The sequence below is a fragment of the Armatimonadota bacterium genome (genome assembly GCA_018268395.1).
Classification (GTDB): domain Bacteria; phylum Armatimonadota; class Fimbriimonadia; order Fimbriimonadales; family Fimbriimonadaceae; genus JAEURO01.
In genome coordinates this window covers 222043-242746 of the sequence record JAFDWQ010000009.1, presented here as the reverse complement: position 1 = coordinate 242746, position 20704 = coordinate 222043, and the positions used below count along the sequence as shown (strand labels likewise).

Below are 20704 nucleotides of genomic sequence, written 5' to 3'. Positions count from 1 at the left end.
GGTCAGGCCCTTACGGGTAGTAGCGCAGACGGAACTTCTCCGCCGCCTCCGGTTCGACGGACTGCAGCACGTTTCTCGCGATCGCGATGGACTTGTGGTGCCGACCTGGCGAGGGTTCGCGGACGAACCCGAGATCGATCCCGGCTTTGACCACTTCGTCGACGACGGCGGTCAACCCCGCCATGACGGGCACGATGAAGATGTGGTTCATCCGGGTGAACGGCATGCTGACGATCAAGGTCAGCACGGTCAGGAGATGGTAGATGTACACGGGCATGACCCACGTGAACGCACCTGTCCGGCCGAGGACGACCGTCAGGAATCCGCTGAAGACCGAATGCAGCAGCAGGTTTACGAACAGGAAATCGCGCCCGAGCGTCACCCCATTGTCGATGAACTTGTCCGTCCGGTAACGGACCATAACGTACAGGACACCGGTGATCACCGCCGCCCCGCATACGACCGCCAGAATTTTCACCGGATGGTCGAGGGGAAGCTTGGCCCGTGCGGGGTCGTTCACCTGCATCAGGATGTCCGCCAGTCCAAGCCCGAGGAACCCATAGAGCATCAGGCCATGCATCGCCCAACGCTTCTTGCTTGACGCCCAGAGGGACGAGACGAAGAGACCGTCGACCACGAGCGACCGCAGGAAGACGGCTGTTACGCGCCCATAACCCAAGCGGGCCAGGGCCGGTTTCAGGTCTCTCAATTGGGCGAGCTTCAGCCAGTACCTGAGCACCCACAGGCTCAAAAGCAAGGACACGATCCCTGCCGCCAAGAAGAGATGCCCCACGTTCCGGGTCGAGAGGAGCGCGCCGACTTTAAAGGCGATCGGGATCTGGGTCTCGTCCCACGCTCTAGTCCGGACTTCTTGATAGACCGACCGGGCCTTGCCGTCGTCCATTTGGGCGAGACTCGTGCCAGGCATCATGCCACGTCCCTTACGCACCGTGGCTAGGAACTCGACTTCCTTGAGCTTGGTCTGGGCAAGGGGCGGGCCGAGTCCGCCCATCGCGGTCATGCCGTGGCAACCCACGCATGACGAGGAGCCGTAAACATCGGTCAGCGGCTGCTTCATCTCGCTTTGCCCCCAAGCCGAAGCACAGAGACAGGCGGCAACAACGACGATTCGAATCAGATGTTTCATGGGCGCGAGGCCTCCTGGCGGCTCCAAGTCGAATAGGATGCGGTTTCGTTGGGCTCGAACACCTCCGCCTCAGCACGTCCCCCAAGGGTCGAGACTTCCTGTTTGGCCAGCGGGCCGAGGTACATACCCCCTGGCTCGGTACCGGCCTCGGGCAGGAGCTTGAACGGGTCGCGACCTTTGCCGCGCTCTTGCTCGACATAGGCCGAAACGTCGCTCTCTGCGTCCTCGAGATCGCCGAAGATCCGTGCGGTGGTCGGGCAAGCGACCACGCAGGCCGGTTTCAGACCTTCGTCGACCCGATGGGCGCAGTACGTGCACTTCCGGGCCGTACCTTCCTTGAGACGAGGTTTGACGAAGTCCCTCTCGTACGGTTCGTCTTCATTGAGGTACCACTCCTCGTCGTTGCGGTGAAGAATGACGTTGCCATAAGGACATGCCGAAACGCAGGCTCCGGTACCTCGGCAACGGTCCTGATCGATCAACACGATGCCGTCTTGACGCCGAAAGATCGCCTTGTTCGGGCAGGCTTTGAGGCAGGCCGGGTCTTCGCAGTGGTTACAAAGGACGGGGATGTAGAGCCTTTTGACGTCTGGATATGTGCCCGTTTCGACATTCAACACCCTGGCGAAAAACGTGTCCTGCGGCGTGCCGTTCTCCTGCTTACAGGCAATAGTGCAAGCGTCACAGCCGATGCACCGGGCGAGGTCGATCAGCATCGCGTAACGCGCCATTACGACACCTCCCCGCGGCGGCCGTTCAGGGGCCCGTGGTGACGCCTGCCAGGGTCCGTGACCTTGCGCACGTCGACACGGGTGTCCTTCCAATGTTGCCCTGGTGCATAGACCGCGGGTAAGAAGTAGTTCTCGTGCGTCGGTTTGACCTTTTGGTGGGTGTGGACACTGTGGTACTTGCCCTCGGCAAGGTACCTGTCCCACCACCCGTGGTCGATGCAAAGTACGCCGGGTTTGATCGCTTCCGTCACGAGGGCCCACAGCTTGAAGCTGCCGAGGCGGTTGAAGACCTCGACCGTGTCGCCGTCCCCGATGCCACGGGCGGCTGCGTCGATCGGATTGATCTCGACGACGGCCTTCCGGTTCACGTTGAGCAGCACCGGGTTGTTGCTGTGCGTGGAGTGGACGCGCCACTTGCTGTGGGGCGTGACCACGCACAGCGGCATGGCTTGGTCTTCGGCTGTCAGGTGGGAAAAGGCCGGCTTATAGACGGGGATCCGCTCACCTGTCATGCCGAAGACTTTTTCCTCCTTGTAGAACTCCATTCGCCCGGTCTTGACGAACTCTCGATTGGCCCCTTCGGGGAAAGGATAGGCTCGCGGCGGGAAGGGCTTCATGTCGTGGAACTGCTCGTCGCAGCCGCATTCCGGGTCGTGGACGTCGAGCCGCACAGGCCCTTGTCTGAGGCGTTCCAGGGTGATCCCGGCACACTCTCTGCCTCCGTTGGCCAAAAGCATCTCAAGCGCTTCGTCTTCGGTGACAGTGAAATACTTGTCGAAAACGTCCGGGTCGACACGGCGCACGAGCTCCTTCACGATCCAGAACTCGGTACGCGAGTCGTACTGCGGCCGCACGACCTCCTGTTGGACCTGCAGATAGGGGTGGCAGCTCGTCCCCACGAGTTCCTGCTTCTCCCAGAACGTCGGACAGGGGAAGACGACGTCGGCATATTCGGCGGTCGGCGACATCGAGAACTCGAAGACGCAGAAAAGGTCGAGCTTGTCGATCGCTTCTTTGATGAGGTCCGAGAACTCGGTGACGAGCGGGTTCGCATGGCTGCAGAACAGCGCCTTGAACCCGTCCTTGGGATATTTCACCTTTGGGTTGACAGTTTCCGTCGGCCCGCCCATGACAAAGTAGTGCATCGGGCAGGGTTTCGGCCGGACGCCTTCCGGGAACCACCAGGAACTGACGTCCAGACGGAAGTGGTGCTGGCCGCTATAGATGCTGACAGACTCGCCAGGCTTGCCGTGCGCGCCAACGAGCGAAGCCAGAAGTAGGACAGCGCGGATCGTGAGATCGCCGTGGAGCCGGTGGTTCAACCCCATGCCGATCACGATCGAAGAGGGGCGGGTCGTCGCGTACTCCCGGGCCACCTGGCGGATCGTCTCGGCGGGTACGTCGCATATGTTCGCGACCTGCTCCGGACGGTACTCGTCCCGCATGATCGTGTCTTCAAGGATCTGGTAGACAGGCCGACAAACGACGCTTTGCCCGTCGATCGTCACGGTCCTCTCGCCCCGGAACGCGGGCTTAAGACCTTCGGGAAGGCGAAGGGTGTCTGGCGGCAACACGGCCCAACCCTGGACCGCTTCGTCCCAGACGACGAACTCGTCCTCCGAGCCCAACCCGACGTCCGAGGCCCTCAGCCGCATCCCGTTGTCTGACCGGGCAAACGTCGTCACGTCCGTGAACGTCTTCAGGAACTCCCAGTCGACGAGCGATTCTTCGATCACCGTGTAGCACATCGCAAGGGCCATTGCGCCGTCGGTTCCGGGCCGGATGGGGATCCACAGATCGGCTCCTTTGGCCGTTTGGGAACACCGCGGGTCGATGCAGACGATCTTGCAACCGTTCTCTTGCTTCGCGTGTTTCGTGAGGAACTTGGCGTCGGGGATGCGGGTCTGGAAGACGTTGGACGACCAGAGGATCGCGTATTTGGCTTCGGCCCAGCTCTTCGTCTCGCATTCGACGCAGTCGATGCCGACGGTGTGGGTGAAACCCATGCTGATGTCACCGTTGAAGTCGTACGCGGTGGCGAACGACATTCCGAGCGTCGCTGCCATCCGCACTTGGGCGCCCTTTTGCAGGTATCCCGTACCGACCACTTGGTTGAAGAGCAGCAAGTGGTCGGCGCCGTGCTCGGCGATGATCCGCTTCATGTGCCCGGCGACATGGTCGAGCGCCTCGTCCCAGCTCGATTCCCGCCAGCGACCCTCTCCCCGGGCCCCCTGACGGATCAGAGGCTTCTTCACGCGGTCCGGGCCGTAGATCATATGGGTCATCGACATGCCGCGAAGGCAGCCGCGCGGATTGTAGGCCTCGCAGGGATAGTCGGCGGCAGGCTTCAGGTCGACGATGACGTCGTCGACGACCGTCGCCAACCAACCGCAAGCACCCGTGCAGTTCGGGCTGTCCGTCGTGCGCACGACGCGGGCGTTGCCCGACGGCGCCGATGCCGGTTGTCTGCCAGGGACCGCGTGTCTGGTGGCCATCGTGTTCGCTCTGTGCGGAATTCCGCAACCGAAAGCAATTCTCAGCGTCAAATTCGACCTGCGACATGACGTCCGTCATATCGCGCACAAAAAACTCCACCTGCCAGAGAGCCTTCCGCGCGGGCCCTCTTGAGGACGGAAGTCCCGTGTCCTTCGCCGATATGACGGTGGTCATAGCACACCCTTGGTGCGGAGCCCGAAGATGGATAACAACGGCCCGAAGGCCGGAAGGTTGCGACCATGCTTTTCGACTCCCATCCCGTCGACCAGGACAAGATCGAGATCAAGCCCCTGTACGAGTTCCGCTACCGCTTGGAGAGGCGTCTGGAGCGGGACTTCAGTTCTGCCGTTTCCGATGACCGGACCGACCATCTCGGACGACTCAAGGTCGGCATCGAAGGCAAGAAGGGCGACCGACTCAAATTCGGGCTTCAGTACTTGTACGCCCATGCTTGGTCAGAACTGCCGACGAAGCGCGTCGAAGACGAGGCCGGCGACCTGTCGCTCGCCTATGTCCAGTTCAAGTCCGCCCAGAGCACGGCGACGATCGGGCGACAGAAGATCGTGGTCGGTACCGAACGCTTGATCGGAACGGCGGAGTGGGTCAACGTCCCGCGCTCGATGGACGGCATCCGCTTTCAGACGCCGGTCTGGGATGCGTTCGCCTTCAAATTCGGGGTCGGCCAGCCCAAGCCGCAGGACGCCAGGGTGTTCGGCCTGTCCGGCCAATGGAAGTACGGACGCTCGATGGTCGTCCAAAAGCACGACCGCGTCAACGGGCGTAGCGTCGATATCACGACCTTGGCACACGAGTTCAACCGGAAGGTGGGGGATTGGACGATTGAGGCAGAGGCGGCCCTGCAGTTCGGAAAGGTGCAGTCCCGCGACCAGCGGGCATGGGCGTGGCACGCTTCGGCTTCGAGGCCGTTCGGCCCCAAGACGAAGGCGTATGTCGAAGCCGATTCGGCGAGCGGCGGTTCGAACGCGGACACGGTCATGACGTTCGACAACCTCTATCCCACCAATCACAAGTTCTACGGCTCGATGGACTTGCAGGCGTGGAAGAACATGGACGAGTTCGCCGTCGGCGTGGTGCACAAGCCGATGAAACAGCTCGACCTCTCCGCGTCCTGGCGGACGTTCTCGCTCCGTGACCCGTCCGACGCATGGTACGGCGCGGGTGGCGCGCCGAACAAAGGTGCGAACGGCGACTTCGTCGATCCGACCGGATCGAGCGGACGCCGCGTCGGCTCAGAGATCGACCTGGAAGCGACGTTCCGCCCGACGGACAAGGTCTCGCTGGGGCTCGGCATCGGCCTCTTCGAACCGGGCTCGTTCGTCAAGAAGCTGAACGGGGGCTCGGCCGACCGCCAGACGTGGCTGTATTTCCAGGTCGCGGCGAAGTTCTGAGCACGCCTGGACGTGTCGGACCACCCGATGGCCGGTTACCGCGTCCGGCAGACGGGCCCTGTAAGCGTCGCACTGTGGTGCCCCGAGTACGACCAGGTCGGTCGGATCGTCACGACTTAGCACCAGGCCCGCAATGCCCGATGCCCCTGATCCCGAAGTCCGCCTAGGCTTTCGGGAAGTCGGCCTTGTGCTTGTCGAGCCAATCGTCGAACGACAGGAGGTCAGGGTTCAGTCTGCGGGAAGTCTCGAGGCTTCTGGCCGCACAGTACTCTTCCTCAAAGTCGCGCTTGTACTGGAACATGTTGCCGAGGTCGTCCGCGCCCGGGAACCCGAAGCTCCGGTACACGTCAGGCTCGACGGCGTTGTAGCGGACCTCCTTGCCCAAGAGGTGGGTGAGCGACCGGGCCATCTGCTCGCCCGTCAAATGCCCGCCCGAAATGCCGACCCTCTTGCCGGTCCACTCGCTGCCTCCCTTCAACAACCCGTACGCGCAGGCACCGATATCGGCCGCCGCGATTCCAGGAAGCTTCTTGTCACCCATCGGCAACGTGATCGCCAAGACGCCGTCGGGGCCCGGCTGAGGGTGCATGCCGAAGTGGATGAAGTTGTCCCAGTAGAAGCTGGTGAGCATGTACGTCGTCGGGACGCCGGCCTCTTCGAAGACGGCGTCGCTCTCGCCCTTGGCGTCGAAGTGCGGCACCTTGTATTTGCCCATCAGCGTCGGCATGCGGTCGTCGTCGAGCGGCACGCGTTTGCGGGTGTCTTCCAGCGTCGACCACACGACGTGCCCCAGGCCCGCGGACTTCGCGGCTTGGGCCATCTTGCGGGCTTCGTCCTTTTCGCGCTCGGGATCCATGTGGTCCCAATAGAACGTGACGCAATACGCGCCGTGGCACCCGTCGAACGCCCTCTTCAGGCTGTCCTGGTCGTCCACGTCGGCCGTGACGACCTCCACTCCCTTCGCCTTGAGCGCTTCCGCTTTGGGCGAGGCGGCGTCGCGGGTCAACGCCCGGACGGTGAACCCCGAGCCTGGGTCGGCGAGGACGGCGTTCACGAGCCCGCTTCCCTGGGCGCCCGTCGCGCCGATGACGGCGATCTTTCTGCTTTCGGACATGTTGCGGATTATGCGGGTGGCACGGCTCTCGAAGGAGAGACGTCAAGGACTTCGGCACCAGGGCCGGGAGTCCGGCGACTGGGCGCAGGCCCCTCACTTTTCGCCCAGCAGCCGCTTCCTTTCTTTCTCGGACACCTTGACGAGCGAGCGGACCATCAGTGTCTTGTTCGAGACGAACGCTATGTTGAGGAAGTCCGGCGACGTGAAGACCGTACTGGACATCTCGTGGACGAACGGGATGCGTCGGCGCTTCTCGCCACTCGCCTCCACGACGTCCATCCGGTAGCCCCCGTCCTCCTCGGCGATCATGGCGGGCTTTTCATCCAAATGGTCAGCCCGGTGGTCGATCGTGAACGGGCCGAGCCTTCTTCCGTTGAGCCGATAGACGTCGAGGACGAACGGTCCGTCGAAGACCGCGTCCACCCGTGGCAGCGTCGGTTCCTCGATCCTCGCCGCCGTGCCCGTCGCGAAGTCCACCTCGAACATCTCCATGGGGCTGGCTTGCTTCATGGCGGCGACAAGGGCCCGGCCCTTCGGAGTGAGGCCCCGCGCGCTGAGCGCCTCGTATCCCTGGAACGACACGGGCAAAGTCGCGTTCTCCTTCAGCACCCAGGCACGAGGGCCAGAGGTGAGCAAGACCGCGTCGCCGCTTTTCGAGGCCACGAATTGCGCACCGCCCGTGAAGCCGGCGAGGTCCAGCGGTCGGGCGGACTGGCCGGCACGGGACGTCCAGAGACGGTGCACCGTCGAGCCTACTCCTCCGTCGAAGGTCGCGAACACAAGCGTGCTGCCCGCGAAAGTAAAGCCGCCGATCCCCGTCGTGGCGTTCTGTGCGACGAAGACGTCGACCGCCCTTCCGGTGTCCTTGCTCCAGACCCCGATGCGCGTGTTGCCGTGGGGCGACAGGCCGTTCGCGAGCTTGTTCTCGATCGAGCGCGGACTTGCACCCGTGGTCGCCGAGACGGTGGCCAACCGCGTCCCGTCCGGCGACCAGCCGTAGACCTCGTCCGGGGTGACCGGCTTGACCACATAGACGGGTGAGGGGACGTACGCCTCGCCCCCTGCCATGACGAAGGTCGACTGGACGGTCGGCACGACCTGCTGGGCGAGGACGAGCGCAGGCGCGAGGAGCATGATCTCTAGGACGGTCGCCGACCGTCGCTGTTTCCGCACCGGAGCGCGGATCTTGGCGGAGCCTGGGAGTTCCCGAGAACACGGGTCGGTCCGCGGATTCCGGAGATGTGGACAGTCGGGCCTGAGCCGATGCACCAAAGCGCCCGGACGGTTCGAAGTCGCGGACGGGGCGTCGACGGCCGACTCGCCGGGCCGCCCCTACTCCGGACGCCTCGGCGGACCGGTCCACGAGTCCAAAGAGCGGTCTGCATCTGAGCTTGATCCGAAAGTAGGGTCGCTATACTGAGGCCATGCGTGTCGCGGCGGCCCTGTTTGTGACGACCCTTGCCGCGACCTCGAACGCGGCTACGCTGTACTCTTACAAGGTCTACAGGTTGGAGCCGCCGGCGGGGGCCACGTCCTTCGTACCCCTCAACTTCGCCCGTGACGGTCGGATCGTCGGCTACGCCGTTCTCGACGGCGGTCACCGCTCCGTCGCCGGAACGTTAGAGAACGGTCTTTCCTACCTGTCCGACTTTTCGTGGCACCCGGATTCGGCTTGCTTCGGCGGCTCGGTGTCGGGCCGGCTCGCAGGCGAGACGTACGACGCTTTTGGACGCTTGAGCACGATCGCCTGGAACCTCGACGGGACGCTCGTGCAGGTCGGGATCCCTTCCGGGGCGAACTATTCGACTGCGGTCGGTTGCGACACCGCCGGTCGCGTGGCCCTGGGTGCGGCCTCCGGCGACCAGCGGACAGAACGCCCCTACCTGTGGACGGAAGGGACCGGCTTCGAAGTCCGCCAGCCTGCATCGGGGACGAACGCGGCGTGGCCGGCCGACGTGCTCGGAGACGGCACGATCGTGGGTGTATCCCGCCGGTACGTCGGCGGCGCGCTCAACGAGGAACGGGCTACGTTGAGGTCGCCGACCGGAACGGTCGTGTCCCTGCCTCATCCCAGCGGAACGACCCATTCCTTGGCCCTGTCCGCCCGTGATCCTGACCTCGTCGTGGGCTTTGCGGAGATCAGCGGCCGTACGCGCGCGACCGTTTGGGTGTCGGGCGTCGTCAAGCTGCTCCCAGACACGGGCTCGCCGAGCATCGCGCGGGCGGCTGGGGCGAACGGTGACGTGTTCGGCGAGGCCGGCGGATCGTCCACGGTCTGGCTCGGGGGCACCGGCCGAAAGGACATGAACACCTTGCTCGACTTCCGGACGCCGGGCTGGTCGCTGCAGACCGTGCGGGGTGTCGCACCCGACGGCACGGTGCTCGGAACGGGCACGTTCGAAGGCACGCCGGACACGCCGTTCGTCGCTCGGCCCGTCTACGGGCTGGACGTCTATCCCTCTTCCGCGACCGTCAACCTCGGTTGGCTGTCCCAAGGAGACGCCTACAGCCTCACGAAAGTCGACAACGACGTGTTCCGGGTGTGCCGCTTCCTCGTCCCCAACCAGCAAGCACCTCAGATCCAGGTCACCGTCAGTGGTTTCCTCCCGCTGACGAACGTCAGCCGCATGACCCTCGAATCGTGTTCCAGGGCCATGTCGTCCGGGATGTTCGCCCAATGCATCGAGCTCTTCAACTTCGAAACGGGCACTTATGACCTCACGGACGTGAGGACCGACGCCTTGGGCCGCAGTTGGTCGTATCTGGAGCTCGAGGCGACAGGAACGCTCCGTCGGCTCGTCCGCGACGACAACCTGATGCGGGCGCGGTATTCGGTCCGTGCGGTCGGTCCGACGGCCATACCCGGGTGGTGCGTGGAGCACGACATGGTCAGGTGGCACGTCCAGTGACGTCACGGCCCAGAGCCGGCGCGGTGCGGTCGCTTGGGGTTCCGTGCCGCTTTTGCCGTGCCGGCCACCATGCTCCTGAGGGCGTGTCGCCGGGATCGCCCTGAGGGACGGTCCAGGGGTTATAGTCGTCGGTCGTGAGGCCCTTGGTGGCGTACTATTCGGTGACGGGGTGGTCCGTCCGGACCGTCGTCGGGGGAAAGCGTTCTTCGAAGGACGTGCAAGGAAAGTGGTCGGTCGGTGAACCGGATTCGCTCGAGGCGCGCGCAAGGGTCTTGGAAGAGGTGCGCCGGCACTTGGGGGTCGACCAATGGGACGACGCCAAGATCGACGTCGGATTGAGCGGCATCGTGCCGCCCGGGTTCCAGCCGGAGAACCGGGCCGGGCTCTTTAACGCGATGGCGGCCTACCGGGCGAAGTGCGTGGTCACCTTGCGGCCCCGTGCGGGCGTCGACGACTGGTTCGACCGGTGCTCGCGTCTCGAATCCCACCTCGCCGAAGTTCTTGAAGCTGACGACCAGGGGTTCGTCGACGGCAACGACGTCGGAGGCGGCGAGTTCCGCGTGTTCTGCTATGGCAAGCGCAAACCGGCGCTGATGTCCTTGGTCCGAGAGGTCGTCGGCGACCCTGACTGGGCCAAGGTCTCGTTGCGGTAGGCGTGGTCCGTGGACCGGGCTTTGGTCCGTGACGGAGGGAGATTGAGACTTGATGCCACCGGGGTTCGGATCAGCCCTCCACGAGGAGCCGCCCGATCGTCCATCCCCCGACGACCCGGCCGGTCGCGGCTTCGACATAGCGGTATCCCACCACGTACCACCCTGGGCCGGCGGGCGTCTCGACCGACATCGCCCCCTGCGCGAAGTGGTGGAAACCTGCCGTGCGCCAGCGCCTGGTCGGCTTGCGGTTCTTGTTCGGGAGCTTTTCCCAGAGGAGTTCGGTGACGGTCCCGGGCGAGTTCGGTATGTCGGCCGTCCAACGGACGGTGCCCTCTCCTCGAGCGACGCCGCTCGCCCATGAGGCGCGGGTCGAGGGGTGGAGGCCCGAGCTGCCCAAGGCCACACCGGAGGAGAGGGGACACGGGGTGAGGGGCTCGGCGGCGTCCCTGGGCTCGTTATCGCGAGGGTTCCGGCTCCTCTCGCCCTTGTGGGGCCGGGCCGTCGCCCCGTCTGCCCGCGAGAGTGCCTCCGATCGTCCCCTCGCCCCTCCGGGGGAGAGGGGGTAGGGGGTGAGGGGGACGGCGCTAAGGGGCGTTCCGTCAGAGTCCACCGAGAGGACCAAGGCGTCGCCCATGAACACGCCCGTCGGCGGCAGGAGCGGCACCTCGGCGTCCGGGTCGACCTGGAGCACCTTGCACGCCAGCCCGGTGAAGGCGTTGAAGCCGGTCGGCGAATACTCTTGGCCCGTGACGCGGTCGCGGCGGTGCAGCGTCTCCGCATAGTCGTTCCAGGCCTCGACGGTCTCGGTCGGCAGGTCCGGCCAGAGGGCGGAGACGAGCGACATCCGGAGCGCCGCCTCGCGTTGCAGGTCGCTCTGAGCCCGCTTGTACCGCGCGGCCCGGCGCATGACGAGGCCGTTCCGCCCGTTCGCCACGACGACGCCGAAATACGCCCCGCTCGCTTTGCCTAATACCGGGCTCGGTGCGATTTTGGCCATAACCGGATTGTCGGCAGGTCCGCCCGACCTCCGAACCCCTCACGAGCACCGGACGACCCTCTCATGACCCCCGCAAAGCCTGTTTGCGGGGGTGATGCGGGGGTTTGGCGGGGGTGTTGTGGGGGTGGAACGTCTTGCCGCCCCTTGGAAACTCTGATAGGAGATCTATTGAAGCGGGTCTGAACGCCACCCAGAGGTCGAGGCGTCTGGTCACAGACCGCTCGAGCGGCTCGGCTGGACTTATCCAAACACGATTCTGTAGAATCGATTATCAGCGTACGGACTTTCAGGGGAGGAAGCGGGACGGGGCGCAAAGGTTCAATCGAAGGTGTCAGAAGGCAGTCAGATCAAATGTCCGTCTTGCGGCGTGGAGATCCCGCTCGACGAGACCTTGGCCGGGCCGTTGATCGCGAAGGTCAAAGCCGAGGCCGAAGCACGTGTCCAGGCGGAAGCCAAGAAAGCCGCGGAGGCCGAGGACAAGGCGCGCGAGCAGGCCGACGCAGTGGCCGCCCGTGAGCGCGCCGTTGCAGAGCGGGAGTCGTCGGTCCAGGCGCAGGTGGACAAACGCGTCGCCGAAGAGCGCCTCGCGATCCGCGAAAAGGAGCGGGAAGCGCTCCGCCTAGAACTCGCGCCCGAGATCCAATCCGAGCGGGAACGGGCCAAGAAGCTCGAAGCGGACCTGGCGACGGCGCAAGCCAACGAGCTGAGATTGCGCCAGGAGAAGGACGCCTTGGACCAGCGGGCGAGGAGCCTCGATCTGGAGATCGCCCGCAAAGTGGACGAGCAGCGGGTGGGCATCCAGGAGCAGGCGGCGAAGGACGCGGACGAGTCATACCGTCTGAAGATGGCGGAGAAAGACCTTCTCATCCGGCAACTCACGGAGCAGGCGGACGAACTGAAGCGCAAGGGCACCCAGGGATCCCAACAGGCGCAGGGCGACGTTTTGGAGCTTGACTTCGAAGCGGCGTTAAGGTCCGCCTTTCCGCAAGACCTGATCGAGCCGGTGAAGACGGGGGCGTACGGCGGCGACATCTTGCAGCGGGTCCTCGGCAACATGGGCCGGCCCGTCGGCACGATCCTCTGGGAAGCGAAGCGCGCCCAGTCCTGGGGAGGCGACTGGTGCGGCAAGGCCAAGAAGGACGCGGCCGACGCCAAGGCCGAAGTCGCCGTGATCGTCAGCGAAGTCCTTCCGAAGGGGCTCTGCGATTTCGGGCCGCAAGACGGGGTGTGGACCGTGCGTCCGTCGCACGCAGTGATGCTGGGCGTCGCCTTGCGCGAGGGCTTGATGGCAACCGCCGAAGCCCGCCTGAGCGCCTCCGGTCGCGAGACGAAGATGGAACGCCTCTACGCCTACATGACCGGCCCCGAGTTCCGGTCGACCCTGGAGGGCATCGCGTTGCCGTTCAGGGAGTTGCACGAAGAGCTGCTCGCCGAAAAGCGCGCGACCCTTGCACGGTGGCGCCGCCAGGAACGGCGCATCGAGCGGGTGCTGACGAGCGTGGCGGGCTTGCAAGGGGACTTGCAGGGGATTGCAGGAAGTGAGATGGCTGAGTTGCCGGGGTTCCAGTACCCGTCAGAACGTGACAGCTCAGATCGTACGATGGAGCCTGAAGAAGATGAAGTATGACCCACGCGGTTCACTCTGGAGGAGGTGGGATCTTCATCTGCACTCACCTGCCAGCTTCGATTACGGAGACAAGACTGTCTCCCCGGACGATATGGCTGATGGGCTGGCCCACCATGGAGTCCGCCTCGTTGCGGTGACCGATCACCATGTCATCGACACGACTTTCATCTCAGCGATGCAGAAAGCTGGTGAAGGACGTTTAACGGTATTGCCTGGAATTGAACTCAGATCGGAGCTTGGAGGCTCAGAGTGTGTTCACTATATCGGTATCTTCCCGGACGACATTGACCTTGAAGACCTTTGGATCAAGTTGCAGGGCCTTGGTATCTCAGTTGCGGACGTGCAATCCAAGGGCAACGATCATGTATACGTCCCATACGCCGATGGATTCAGGCTCATCCGCGAACTGGGTGGAATTGTTACAGTTCATGCGGGCAAGAAGACAAACAGCATCGAAGCCCTGACAAATGCGGATGTCGTAAAGCAGGCCGTTAAGTCGGACCTAGCAAGCAAGTACATTCATGCCCTCGAAGTAGGCCGTTTGGACGATTGCCCGGGCTACCGAAAGCACGTCTTTCCGGATATCGGGAGAGCACTTCCGCTGATTCTATGCTCGGACAACCATAATATTAGGCAATACTCAACGAAATGCCCGATGTGGGTCAAAGCAGACCCTTCATTTGCGGGACTACTTCAGCTCATCAATGAACCCGAAGACCGTATATTCCTTGGAGATGAACCGCCGAGTTGCGCACGTGTTGAAAAGAAAGCTACAAAGTATATCGATTCTATTTCATTTGAACGCACTGAGCTGGCCAAGGAGGGAGTGAAGTGGTTTGAAGGCGTTGTCCAACTAAATCATGGGCTCGTGGCAATAATTGGTAACAAAGGTTCTGGCAAAAGCGCCCTGGCGGATGTTGCCGCCTTGCTTGGAAACAGTAGACAGGGACGCCAGTTTGCTTTTCTAACATCGAAACGATTCTTGGAACCCAAGGGCAAACTGGGCCCCATGTTTCGCGCAACTTGTCATTGGCGGAATGGTTCAATGCCAAGTGCTCTGCTATCTGAACCACCAGATATCGACAAGCCAGAAACGGTAAAGTACATTCCCCAATTTTTTCTTGAAAGTATCTGCGCAGACCCCAAAGACACTGCCTTTGATCAAGAGTTGCAAGACGTCATCTTTTCACATGTCAGCGAAGCGGAAAGGTTAAACTGTAGCACTTTGGAAGAGCTTATTGAGTTCCTGACAAGCTCAACTACGGACGAAATTGAGATTACAAAAAGAGAGTTGGCAAGTTCCAACCGTGAGATCTTCGGAACTGAAGAGCAACTCTCGGAGAGGTTCAGAGCGAGTCTGGAAGCACTGCTGCAGCATCGCAAATCTGAGCTAGAGGCGCACGACCAGGCCCGGCCGTCTGCCGTTGCAGAGCCAAGTGTGGATCCGGAAACTCAGGCGGCATCCGTGGCGACTAACAAGGAGTTGGCGGATCTTCGGGAGCAACGAACTTCCGTAGCTAACGATTTCCAGGCGTTAGAGGTTCGGGAGCGGGAAGCAGCAAGGCGCGTGGCGGTTGCTGAGCGTTTGCAGGGCAATCTGAAGAATTTGGAGAGGCAATTCGCCAGCTTCACTGCCGAAGCCTCAGAAGACGCAGCAGCTCTCGGCTTAAACCTTCAAGAGATCGTCAAACTGACAATTCTCCAGGATCCACTTGTTTCCGTCAAGGATGCGGCCACAAAGGAGCTCTCCGAGGTCAGGTCCATGCTGGATCCAGAAAGGGAGGAGTCCATAGCTCAGCGACTTGCCGGACTCGACAAGCAAATCGATTTGAAGCGGCTCGAGTTAGATGAGCCCGGCAGGAAGTACCAATCATTTCTAACTTCCCTTCGACAATGGGAACATGATCGCTCCTCAATCGTCGGCTCCCTCGAGGATCCCGAGAGTCTGGTAGGCTTGGAGGGCCGACTCAAGGCGTTGGAGCAACTTCCAGAGAGCTTACGCGCGGAACGCGCGCGCCGAGACGGCATTTGCAGGAACATTGCGAGGGCCAAACTGGGACTGCTTGCTCGGTACATGGAATTGTACAGGCCGGTTCAGGAGTTTATCGAAAACGACCGCGTATTCGCGGAGGCGGAAGGCCTGCAAGTAAGTGCTACCTTTACGTCCACGAAAGTGGCTGATGGGCTGCTTCGATTTATCCATCAGGGTCGCATTGGATCGTTCTATGGAGATGATGAAGGGCGAAAAAGACTGCACGAGCTTATTGCTAGTGCTGACCTGTCGACGGACAACGGGATTCTCGCATTTGCTAGTGAGCTAGAACGTCAACTGAATTACGACTTCAGAGATGGAGACGAAAAGCCCGTCTCTTTGGAGTCACAACTGAAGGCTGGGTTTGAGGCAACCGATGTGCTAAATTACATTTACAGCCTTGAATACGTAGAGCCCATTTTCGAATTGCGGTGGCAGGGCAAGCCGCTAGACAAGCTGTCACCGGGTGAACGTGGCACGCTTCTGCTTGTATTTTACCTGTTAGTGGACCGTCGCGATACTCCTCTCGTGATCGATCAACCAGAGGAGAACTTAGACAATCATACAATTGCTACGATGTTGGTTCCCGCTGTCAAGTCCGCTAGGATGCGGAGGCAGGTTATCATGGTTACTCACAACCCGAATATCGCGGTCGTATGCGATGCTGACCAGATCGTGCACGCGGAACGCGACATTTTGGATGGAAATGCAATCACTTATACTACCGGATCAATTGAGAACCCTACCATCACGCAGTTGATTCTTGATGTCTTGGAGGGCACTAAGCCAGCGTTTGACCTTCGTGATGCAAAGTACAATATCCTTGACCGCGCTAAGAACAATTATAAGTAGAGTTCAGTTCGTCTCAGACCTATGTTGTGCGACAGGTTGAAGAAGCAATTGGTTTGGTGCGATATTGGCACCGATCTAGTGCCGGTGAAGCTTAGGAGCGGTGCGCCCGGCACGGAGTTCCAGCCCGTGGCGAAAACTCACGACAAAGGCTCAGCGCAAAGGGAGTGGTCAGCGCTCGTCGGGGCTCGGGTTTGGGGTCTCGGGTTTCGAGTGTCGATGCGCGGGCATGAACGGCTCGAGGCTCGGGATAATCGACGCGCAAGGAAACGATGGCCGACCCCTACGCCGCCTGGCCAGCGAGCGTAACCTCCCAGTTGTACAATGTGACCCGAACGGAGTCCGTCACGAACGCCACGCAAGAAGTCGCGATCAAAGTGCGAGGGGAGGGGTTTCACGGCCAATACGTGAAGCCTGGGGCTCAGCTCGCCTTCGTGCGCCAGACGACTGACGCGATCCGTGCCGCGACGCGGCTCAAGACGGTCCACCTCTCCAGCGCCAAGGGCCGGCCGTTCCGCTTCCTCAGCAGCATCTGGGACCTCGAGCAAGCGCCCTGGCAGGAGACCGACAAGGGCGAGACGCTCCTCGTCTTCCGCAGCCCGACCCTCGGCGATGCGGCCCCGAAGCTCTTCCAACAGGGCGTCCTCTTTGACGAGGACAAGTTGAACCCCGACTGGACGGCTTTCGACCTGCTTGGCCAAGTCCTCAACGAAGTCCACCAGGCGCCCATAAGCGAGCTGAAGGCGGACTACGGGATGCTCGAACGGGTCGCACGCTTCCGTGGTAGCTTCAATAGAGGCCTCGAAAGCGCGTGCTTCGCGTTCTCCGACCAAGCCCGCCGCAGTGCCGTCATCGATCAGCCCTTGATCGAACGGGCTACTGAAATGTTGCTCCAAACCCCCCATCCGCAACGTGTTCGGGTCGTGGGGCGACTGGACATGCTGAAAATGAGCGACAGCCTGTTCCAAATCATCCTGGACGACGGCATGAAGGTGAGAGGAGCATGGGAGCACGGCAACTTAGATCTGCGGCAGTGGCTGGGTGAAGACGTCCTCCTCGAAGGCATGGCCTCGTTCCGTGCAAATGGAGCGGTCGTCGGTGTGCGGGCTGATGCGGCTCGCCCGGCAAGCGAGGGCGATAGGCTCTTTCGGGCGACTCCGAAGGCATGGTCGCCTAGTCTGCGGTTGCAGGTGGGCAAGGCCGAACCAGGCGCTTTCGCAAGGATCGTCGGCGCCTGGCCCGGGGACGAGACCGACCAAGAGGTCGACGCCTTCCTGCGCGAGATCAGCTAGGCATGGCGTACCTGCTCGACACAGGCATCTTGATCCATGCGGCCCGCAAGTCGACTGCGTTTCAGGCGATCGACGGCGCCTTGGGGTTGGTGCAAGGCGGATTTTTGCCGGTCGTGAGCGTGGTGTCCGTCGGGGAAGTCGAGGCGTTCTCGGTTAAGAGCAAGTGGGGAACGGCGAAACGGCAAGCGCTGGCCCATTTCGTGCGCAATCTGACGGTCGTTGCGGTTCTGCCCGGCCCGCTAGCGAGCCGATACGCGGAGCTCGAGGTCATCAATACGTCACAAGGACTGAACGTCGGCCAAAACGATCTCTGGATAGCCTCTACGACCATCGAACTGGACATGACCCTTCTGACGTTCGACGGCGACTTCGGGAGGTTGCCGCCGCCGTTGCAGTTCATTCAGTTCGACCCATCAACGGGGGCGGTCATCAACCGTAGGCCGTGACGAGTTCCGTCGTGAAACTTCTCGACAAGTCAGTGGCGCGAAACGTGGGGGTGGATTTGATCTGGGTTCCGTGTCGGGGTCTCTACTTTCAGGGAACACAGACCAGGAGTTCCCTGCATAGCCTGGAGACATTGCCGTCGATCTCATGATCTCCACGCCCGCCGAGGCCGAGAAGTCCGCCGCGATACCGGGCAGCGCGCTTTACTGGGCCGAACGCGACTGGCAGGTCGTCTTCGCCACATAGCGTGAATCAAGGGTGACTCGTTGCTTGGGCTTCAGAATATCCTGGTGCGTCACCTGTCTGCGAAAGTGACTACTTGGCCACGGAAGGACACTCGACGGACATACGGTCTTGGGCCTTGAGCTCGATCCCCTGAAGCAAAGGAAGCGCATGCGGTCGTCGACGGGCCAACCCCGATTCAGAGCCGACACCTATAAAAATTCTGCAAAAACGGACAAAAGCCTCCGAATCCGGTGAAGACCACCCCTAGCGGCTGCCGAAAACCTCCATAGGCCAGGGGCGAACGACCTGGTGCAAGGATGGCGAACGGACCTCATGGCATGAGGCAAGGGCGCCGTCAAGGAACGGGACAATGAAGCAACAATCCGAAAACAGCGTCGCCAGGACGGTGACGAATCGGCACAGGACGGACTGCGAAAGGCAGGTCGGGCGAAGAACCACGGCGGGAGCGCCCAGCACACCCGGAGGTGCGGCGTGAAGGCCCTCCTCGGCATGGCCTTCGAAAGCCTCGCAGGGAAAGACGGGGGCACCGTCGCCCGGCGGAGCAAGAACGGCACCATCCTGACCCCCTACGTCATCCCGCGCAACCCGAACACGACGGCCCAAGAAACGTTGCGAAGTTACTTCGGCAAGGGCTCCCGGGCGTTCAAGGCGCTGAACAACACGCAGGTCGCCCAGTGGCAGGCCTATGCGTCGGGCCTCACGTTCCGCGACGACGTCACGGGCAAGACCTACCACCCGACCGACATCGCCGCCTTCATGCAGCTCGCGGTGAAGTTCCTCCAAGTCAATCCGACGGGGACCGTGCCGTCCACGCCTCCGGCCGCTCCGTACCTCGGCGACAACGTGACCGTGACCGCCCTAGCCGGAACCGGCAAGGTCACCTTCACCTCGTCCGGCGCGAACACTCCGAACACGAAGACCGAACTGCTTCTCCAGCCGCTCAAGAACAGCCACTGGAACCCGCAGCCCGACGGTTACCGCAGCAAGGCCTTCTTCGCGTTCGTCGTCGGCACGCTCTCGACGGACGTGACGGTGCCGCCGGGCACCTATGCGGCCGGCTACCGGTTCGTGAACACGGTCACGGGACAGGCGACCGACATGGTCCCGATCGGCGTGCACCAGGTGACGCTGTCCGTCGAAGCGGGCGGCAGCGCGTCGAAGCGCAAAGCCGCTTAGGACGAGTGGCGGGGCCGGACGGTATGCACGCCCTCCGGATCCCGCCACGCTCGCCGCACTCTGGGAGCGCCTCGCGGCCGCTCGCCCGCTTGTTTGAGAATGCGCGGTACCGACAATAAAGGCAATGGCCATGAACCGACGAACATCCGCCTTTTTCGCCGTCATACTCGTCACGGCCTCCGCCCAAGCCTACGGGCCCTATACGATCAAGGTCATTACTGTCGGCTACGGCATTTCCGACGCCGCAGAGGACATCAGCGACAGCGGCATCGTGGTCGGGAACCGTGAGTGGGGCGGCCTGAAGGTGCCTTACTTCTATACCGTCGAAGGTGGCGTCGAGTGGCCAGGCCCCTGCGATGGGAACGAGGCCACGCATTTATGGGACGTTAATAGTTCGAAACTTGCGGTGGGCTTCACTTGGCGATTGGGACAATGGTCGCAAGGGATCACGTGGACGCCACGACAGGGTTATCGGTACCTGGAACCTGCGGTCGGTTTTGACGGATGCGTGCCCTGTCAGGTCAATGACAAAGGGTGGATCGTCGGATATAGCTATAGCAAGTTCACGGGTCAAGAACAGGCGACGTTGTGGCGACCCACTGTGCCCCCAGTCGTCCTGCCCACGAACAACAGTATCGATTCGCGCGCTTTGGCGGTGAACAACCTTGGGGAGATCTACGGCAACTACACTACGCAAAGTGGCCACCCCTATTTGGCGCGTTGGACGGGCACATCGGGGCCGTATCCGCTCGGGCCATCGAAGTTGCCGGGACAAGCGGTCCTTTACGACATTGACGATACAGGAACCATCGCGGGCTACGTGCGCGGAGGCGGCTCGATATACGAACCTGCACTGTGGAAGCGCGGAGAAAAACCGTGGTTCGGGCCGCGGCCTGCCGCATCGTCATATGGCATATTCATCGGGCTGCTCGGCGATGGGCTTGTCTACGGAATGGCAGACGGAAACGGGTACGCCAACGCCTACCTTTGGCGACCAGGGAGCGAGGCCGAATTCCTGACGAACGTCGTGGACTTTGCGGGCCTTGCCTGGATCGCCCCCCGGATCAGTGCCAGCAATCACCGGGGCATGATGGCAGGCTACGGCCATCTCCTTGGTATCCCGACGACGTTCGTGCTGATTCCAAAGGAGCGAACGGCCCGCAGTGTCAGGGGGACGTGACGTCCCCCTTTCCGACTCCGTTCTCGACTTCGGCTCCGCTAACGCGGCGTTCTTTTTGAACTGTGCCTTCTCCGCACCGGCGCGAATTCTCCCAACTCTAAGACGGAACTGCTTCTTCAGCCTCTGAAGAACAGTCACTGGAACCCGCAGCCCGACGGTTACCGCAGCAAGGCCTTCTTCGCGTTCGTCGTCGGCACGCTCTCGACGGACGTGACGGTGCCGCCGGGCACCTATGCGGCCGGCTACCGGTTCGTGAACACGGTCACGGGGCAGGCGACCGACATGATCCCGATCGGCGTGCACCAGGTGACGCTGTCCGTCGAAGCGGGCGGCAGCGCGTCGAAGCGCAAAGCCGCTTAGGACGAGACGGAATACGATGGCCCCCTCTCCCCCGTCAGGGAG

General features: G+C 62.2%; 16 protein-coding genes. 10 read left to right on the top strand and 6 right to left on the bottom strand.

All coding sequences use genetic code 11. The features are described from left to right. Window positions 1–10: 10 nt before the first annotated feature. The 3 genes from JST30_14685 to JST30_14675 all read right to left on the bottom strand — a co-directional run bounded on the left by JST30_14685 (window position 11) and on the right by JST30_14675 (window position 4373). Entirely contained in the window at window positions 11–1078 is a 1068-nt protein-coding gene (locus JST30_14685; protein ID MBS1715572.1) for a c-type cytochrome, read from the bottom strand. 65 nt (window positions 1079–1143) lie between these two features. Further along, the gene (locus tag JST30_14680; GenBank protein MBS1715571.1) at window positions 1144–1878 is read right to left on the bottom strand and encodes a 4Fe-4S dicluster domain-containing protein; all 735 of its coding nucleotides are present in this window, start codon (window positions 1876–1878) and stop codon (window positions 1144–1146) included. Beyond that, window positions 1878–4373 carry a molybdopterin-dependent oxidoreductase gene (locus JST30_14675; GenBank protein ID MBS1715570.1) on the bottom strand — a complete coding sequence of 832 codons (2496 nt, stop codon included), beginning with the start codon at window positions 4371–4373 and terminating at the stop codon, window positions 1878–1880. Before JST30_14675 ends, JST30_14680 begins: the two co-directional genes overlap by 1 nt. Window positions 4374–4613: 240 nt before the next feature. Here JST30_14675 and JST30_14670 point away from each other — a divergent pair, with 240 nt between their 5' ends. Next, entirely contained in the window at window positions 4614–5783 is a 1170-nt protein-coding gene (locus JST30_14670) for an alginate export family protein (GenBank protein MBS1715569.1), read from the top strand. Window positions 5784–5946: 163 nt separating this feature from the next. Here the strand turns inward: JST30_14670 and JST30_14665 are convergent, their stop codons facing one another. Continuing rightward, window positions 5947–6897 (bottom strand): NmrA/HSCARG family protein, encoded by a 951-nt coding sequence (locus tag JST30_14665; protein MBS1715568.1) that lies wholly within the window; start codon window positions 6895–6897, stop codon window positions 5947–5949. A 93-nt stretch (window positions 6898–6990) separates the two neighbouring features. Next, window positions 6991–8070 (bottom strand): hypothetical protein, encoded by a 1080-nt coding sequence (locus JST30_14660; GenBank protein MBS1715567.1) that lies wholly within the window; start codon window positions 8068–8070, stop codon window positions 6991–6993. A gap of 251 nt (window positions 8071–8321) precedes the next feature. Between JST30_14660 and JST30_14655 the strand changes: the two genes are divergently transcribed. Beyond that, window positions 8322–9806, top strand: a complete 1485-nt coding sequence (locus JST30_14655) for a hypothetical protein (protein ID MBS1715566.1) — start codon at window positions 8322–8324, stop codon at window positions 9804–9806. 134 nt (window positions 9807–9940) lie between these two features. Continuing rightward, window positions 9941–10459, top strand: a complete 519-nt coding sequence (locus JST30_14650) for a hypothetical protein (GenBank protein MBS1715565.1) — start codon at window positions 9941–9943, stop codon at window positions 10457–10459. 70 nt (window positions 10460–10529) lie between these two features. On the opposite strand, the gene JST30_14645 is transcribed toward JST30_14650, so the two are convergent. Further along, window positions 10530–11456: a hypothetical protein gene (locus JST30_14645; GenBank protein ID MBS1715564.1), complete on the bottom strand. Its 927-nt coding sequence runs from the start codon at window positions 11454–11456 to the stop codon at window positions 10530–10532. A gap of 367 nt (window positions 11457–11823) precedes the next feature. Between JST30_14645 and JST30_14640 the strand changes: the two genes are divergently transcribed. The 7 genes from JST30_14640 to JST30_14610 all read left to right on the top strand — a co-directional run bounded on the left by JST30_14640 (window position 11824) and on the right by JST30_14610 (window position 20662). Then, a complete protein-coding gene (locus JST30_14640) occupies window positions 11824–13083 on the top strand; it encodes a DUF2130 domain-containing protein (GenBank protein MBS1715563.1) in 1260 nt (419 codons plus the stop codon). Continuing rightward, the gene (locus tag JST30_14635; protein ID MBS1715562.1) at window positions 13073–15967 is read left to right on the top strand and encodes a hypothetical protein; all 2895 of its coding nucleotides are present in this window, start codon (window positions 13073–13075) and stop codon (window positions 15965–15967) included. Before JST30_14640 ends, JST30_14635 begins: the two co-directional genes overlap by 11 nt. A 323-nt stretch (window positions 15968–16290) precedes the next feature. After that, window positions 16291–17256 (top strand): hypothetical protein, encoded by a 966-nt coding sequence (locus tag JST30_14630; GenBank protein ID MBS1715561.1) that lies wholly within the window; start codon window positions 16291–16293, stop codon window positions 17254–17256. Window positions 17257–17258: 2 nt separating this feature from the next. Continuing rightward, on the top strand, window positions 17259–17702 hold the full coding sequence (locus JST30_14625) for a type II toxin-antitoxin system VapC family toxin (GenBank protein ID MBS1715560.1): 444 nt from the start codon (window positions 17259–17261) through the stop codon (window positions 17700–17702). A 715-nt stretch (window positions 17703–18417) separates the two neighbouring features. Continuing rightward, window positions 18418–19122, top strand: coding sequence for a hypothetical protein (locus tag JST30_14620; GenBank protein MBS1715559.1), 705 nt, complete (start codon window positions 18418–18420; stop codon window positions 19120–19122). Window positions 19123–19252: 130 nt separating this feature from the next. Beyond that, window positions 19253–20302 carry a hypothetical protein gene (locus tag JST30_14615; protein ID MBS1715558.1) on the top strand — a complete coding sequence of 350 codons (1050 nt, stop codon included), beginning with the start codon at window positions 19253–19255 and terminating at the stop codon, window positions 20300–20302. Window positions 20303–20512: 210 nt separating this feature from the next. Beyond that, window positions 20513–20662, top strand: a complete 150-nt coding sequence (locus tag JST30_14610) for a hypothetical protein (protein ID MBS1715557.1) — start codon at window positions 20513–20515, stop codon at window positions 20660–20662. Window positions 20663–20704 lie beyond the last annotated feature (42 nt).

Coding starts and splice junctions, on each gene's coding strand:
- JST30_14645 (MBS1715564.1), bottom strand. CDS start 11,456: ATGGCCAAAATCGCACCGAGCCCGGTATTAGGCAAAGCGAGCGGGGCG.
- JST30_14625 (MBS1715560.1), top strand. CDS start 17,259: ATGGCGTACCTGCTCGACACAGGCATCTTGATCCATGCGGCCCGCAAG.
- JST30_14635 (MBS1715562.1), top strand. CDS start 13,073: ATGAAGTATGACCCACGCGGTTCACTCTGGAGGAGGTGGGATCTTCAT.
- JST30_14680 (MBS1715571.1), bottom strand. CDS start 1,878: ATGGCGCGTTACGCGATGCTGATCGACCTCGCCCGGTGCATCGGCTGT.
- JST30_14675 (MBS1715570.1), bottom strand. CDS start 4,373: ATGGCCACCAGACACGCGGTCCCTGGCAGACAACCGGCATCGGCGCCG.
- JST30_14665 (MBS1715568.1), bottom strand. CDS start 6,897: ATGTCCGAAAGCAGAAAGATCGCCGTCATCGGCGCGACGGGCGCCCAG.
- JST30_14655 (MBS1715566.1), top strand. CDS start 8,322: ATGCGTGTCGCGGCGGCCCTGTTTGTGACGACCCTTGCCGCGACCTCG.
- JST30_14670 (MBS1715569.1), top strand. CDS start 4,614: ATGCTTTTCGACTCCCATCCCGTCGACCAGGACAAGATCGAGATCAAG.
- JST30_14615 (MBS1715558.1), top strand. CDS start 19,253: ATGAACCGACGAACATCCGCCTTTTTCGCCGTCATACTCGTCACGGCC.
- JST30_14685 (MBS1715572.1), bottom strand. CDS start 1,078: ATGAAGCAGCCGCTGACCGATGTTTACGGCTCCTCGTCATGCGTGGGT.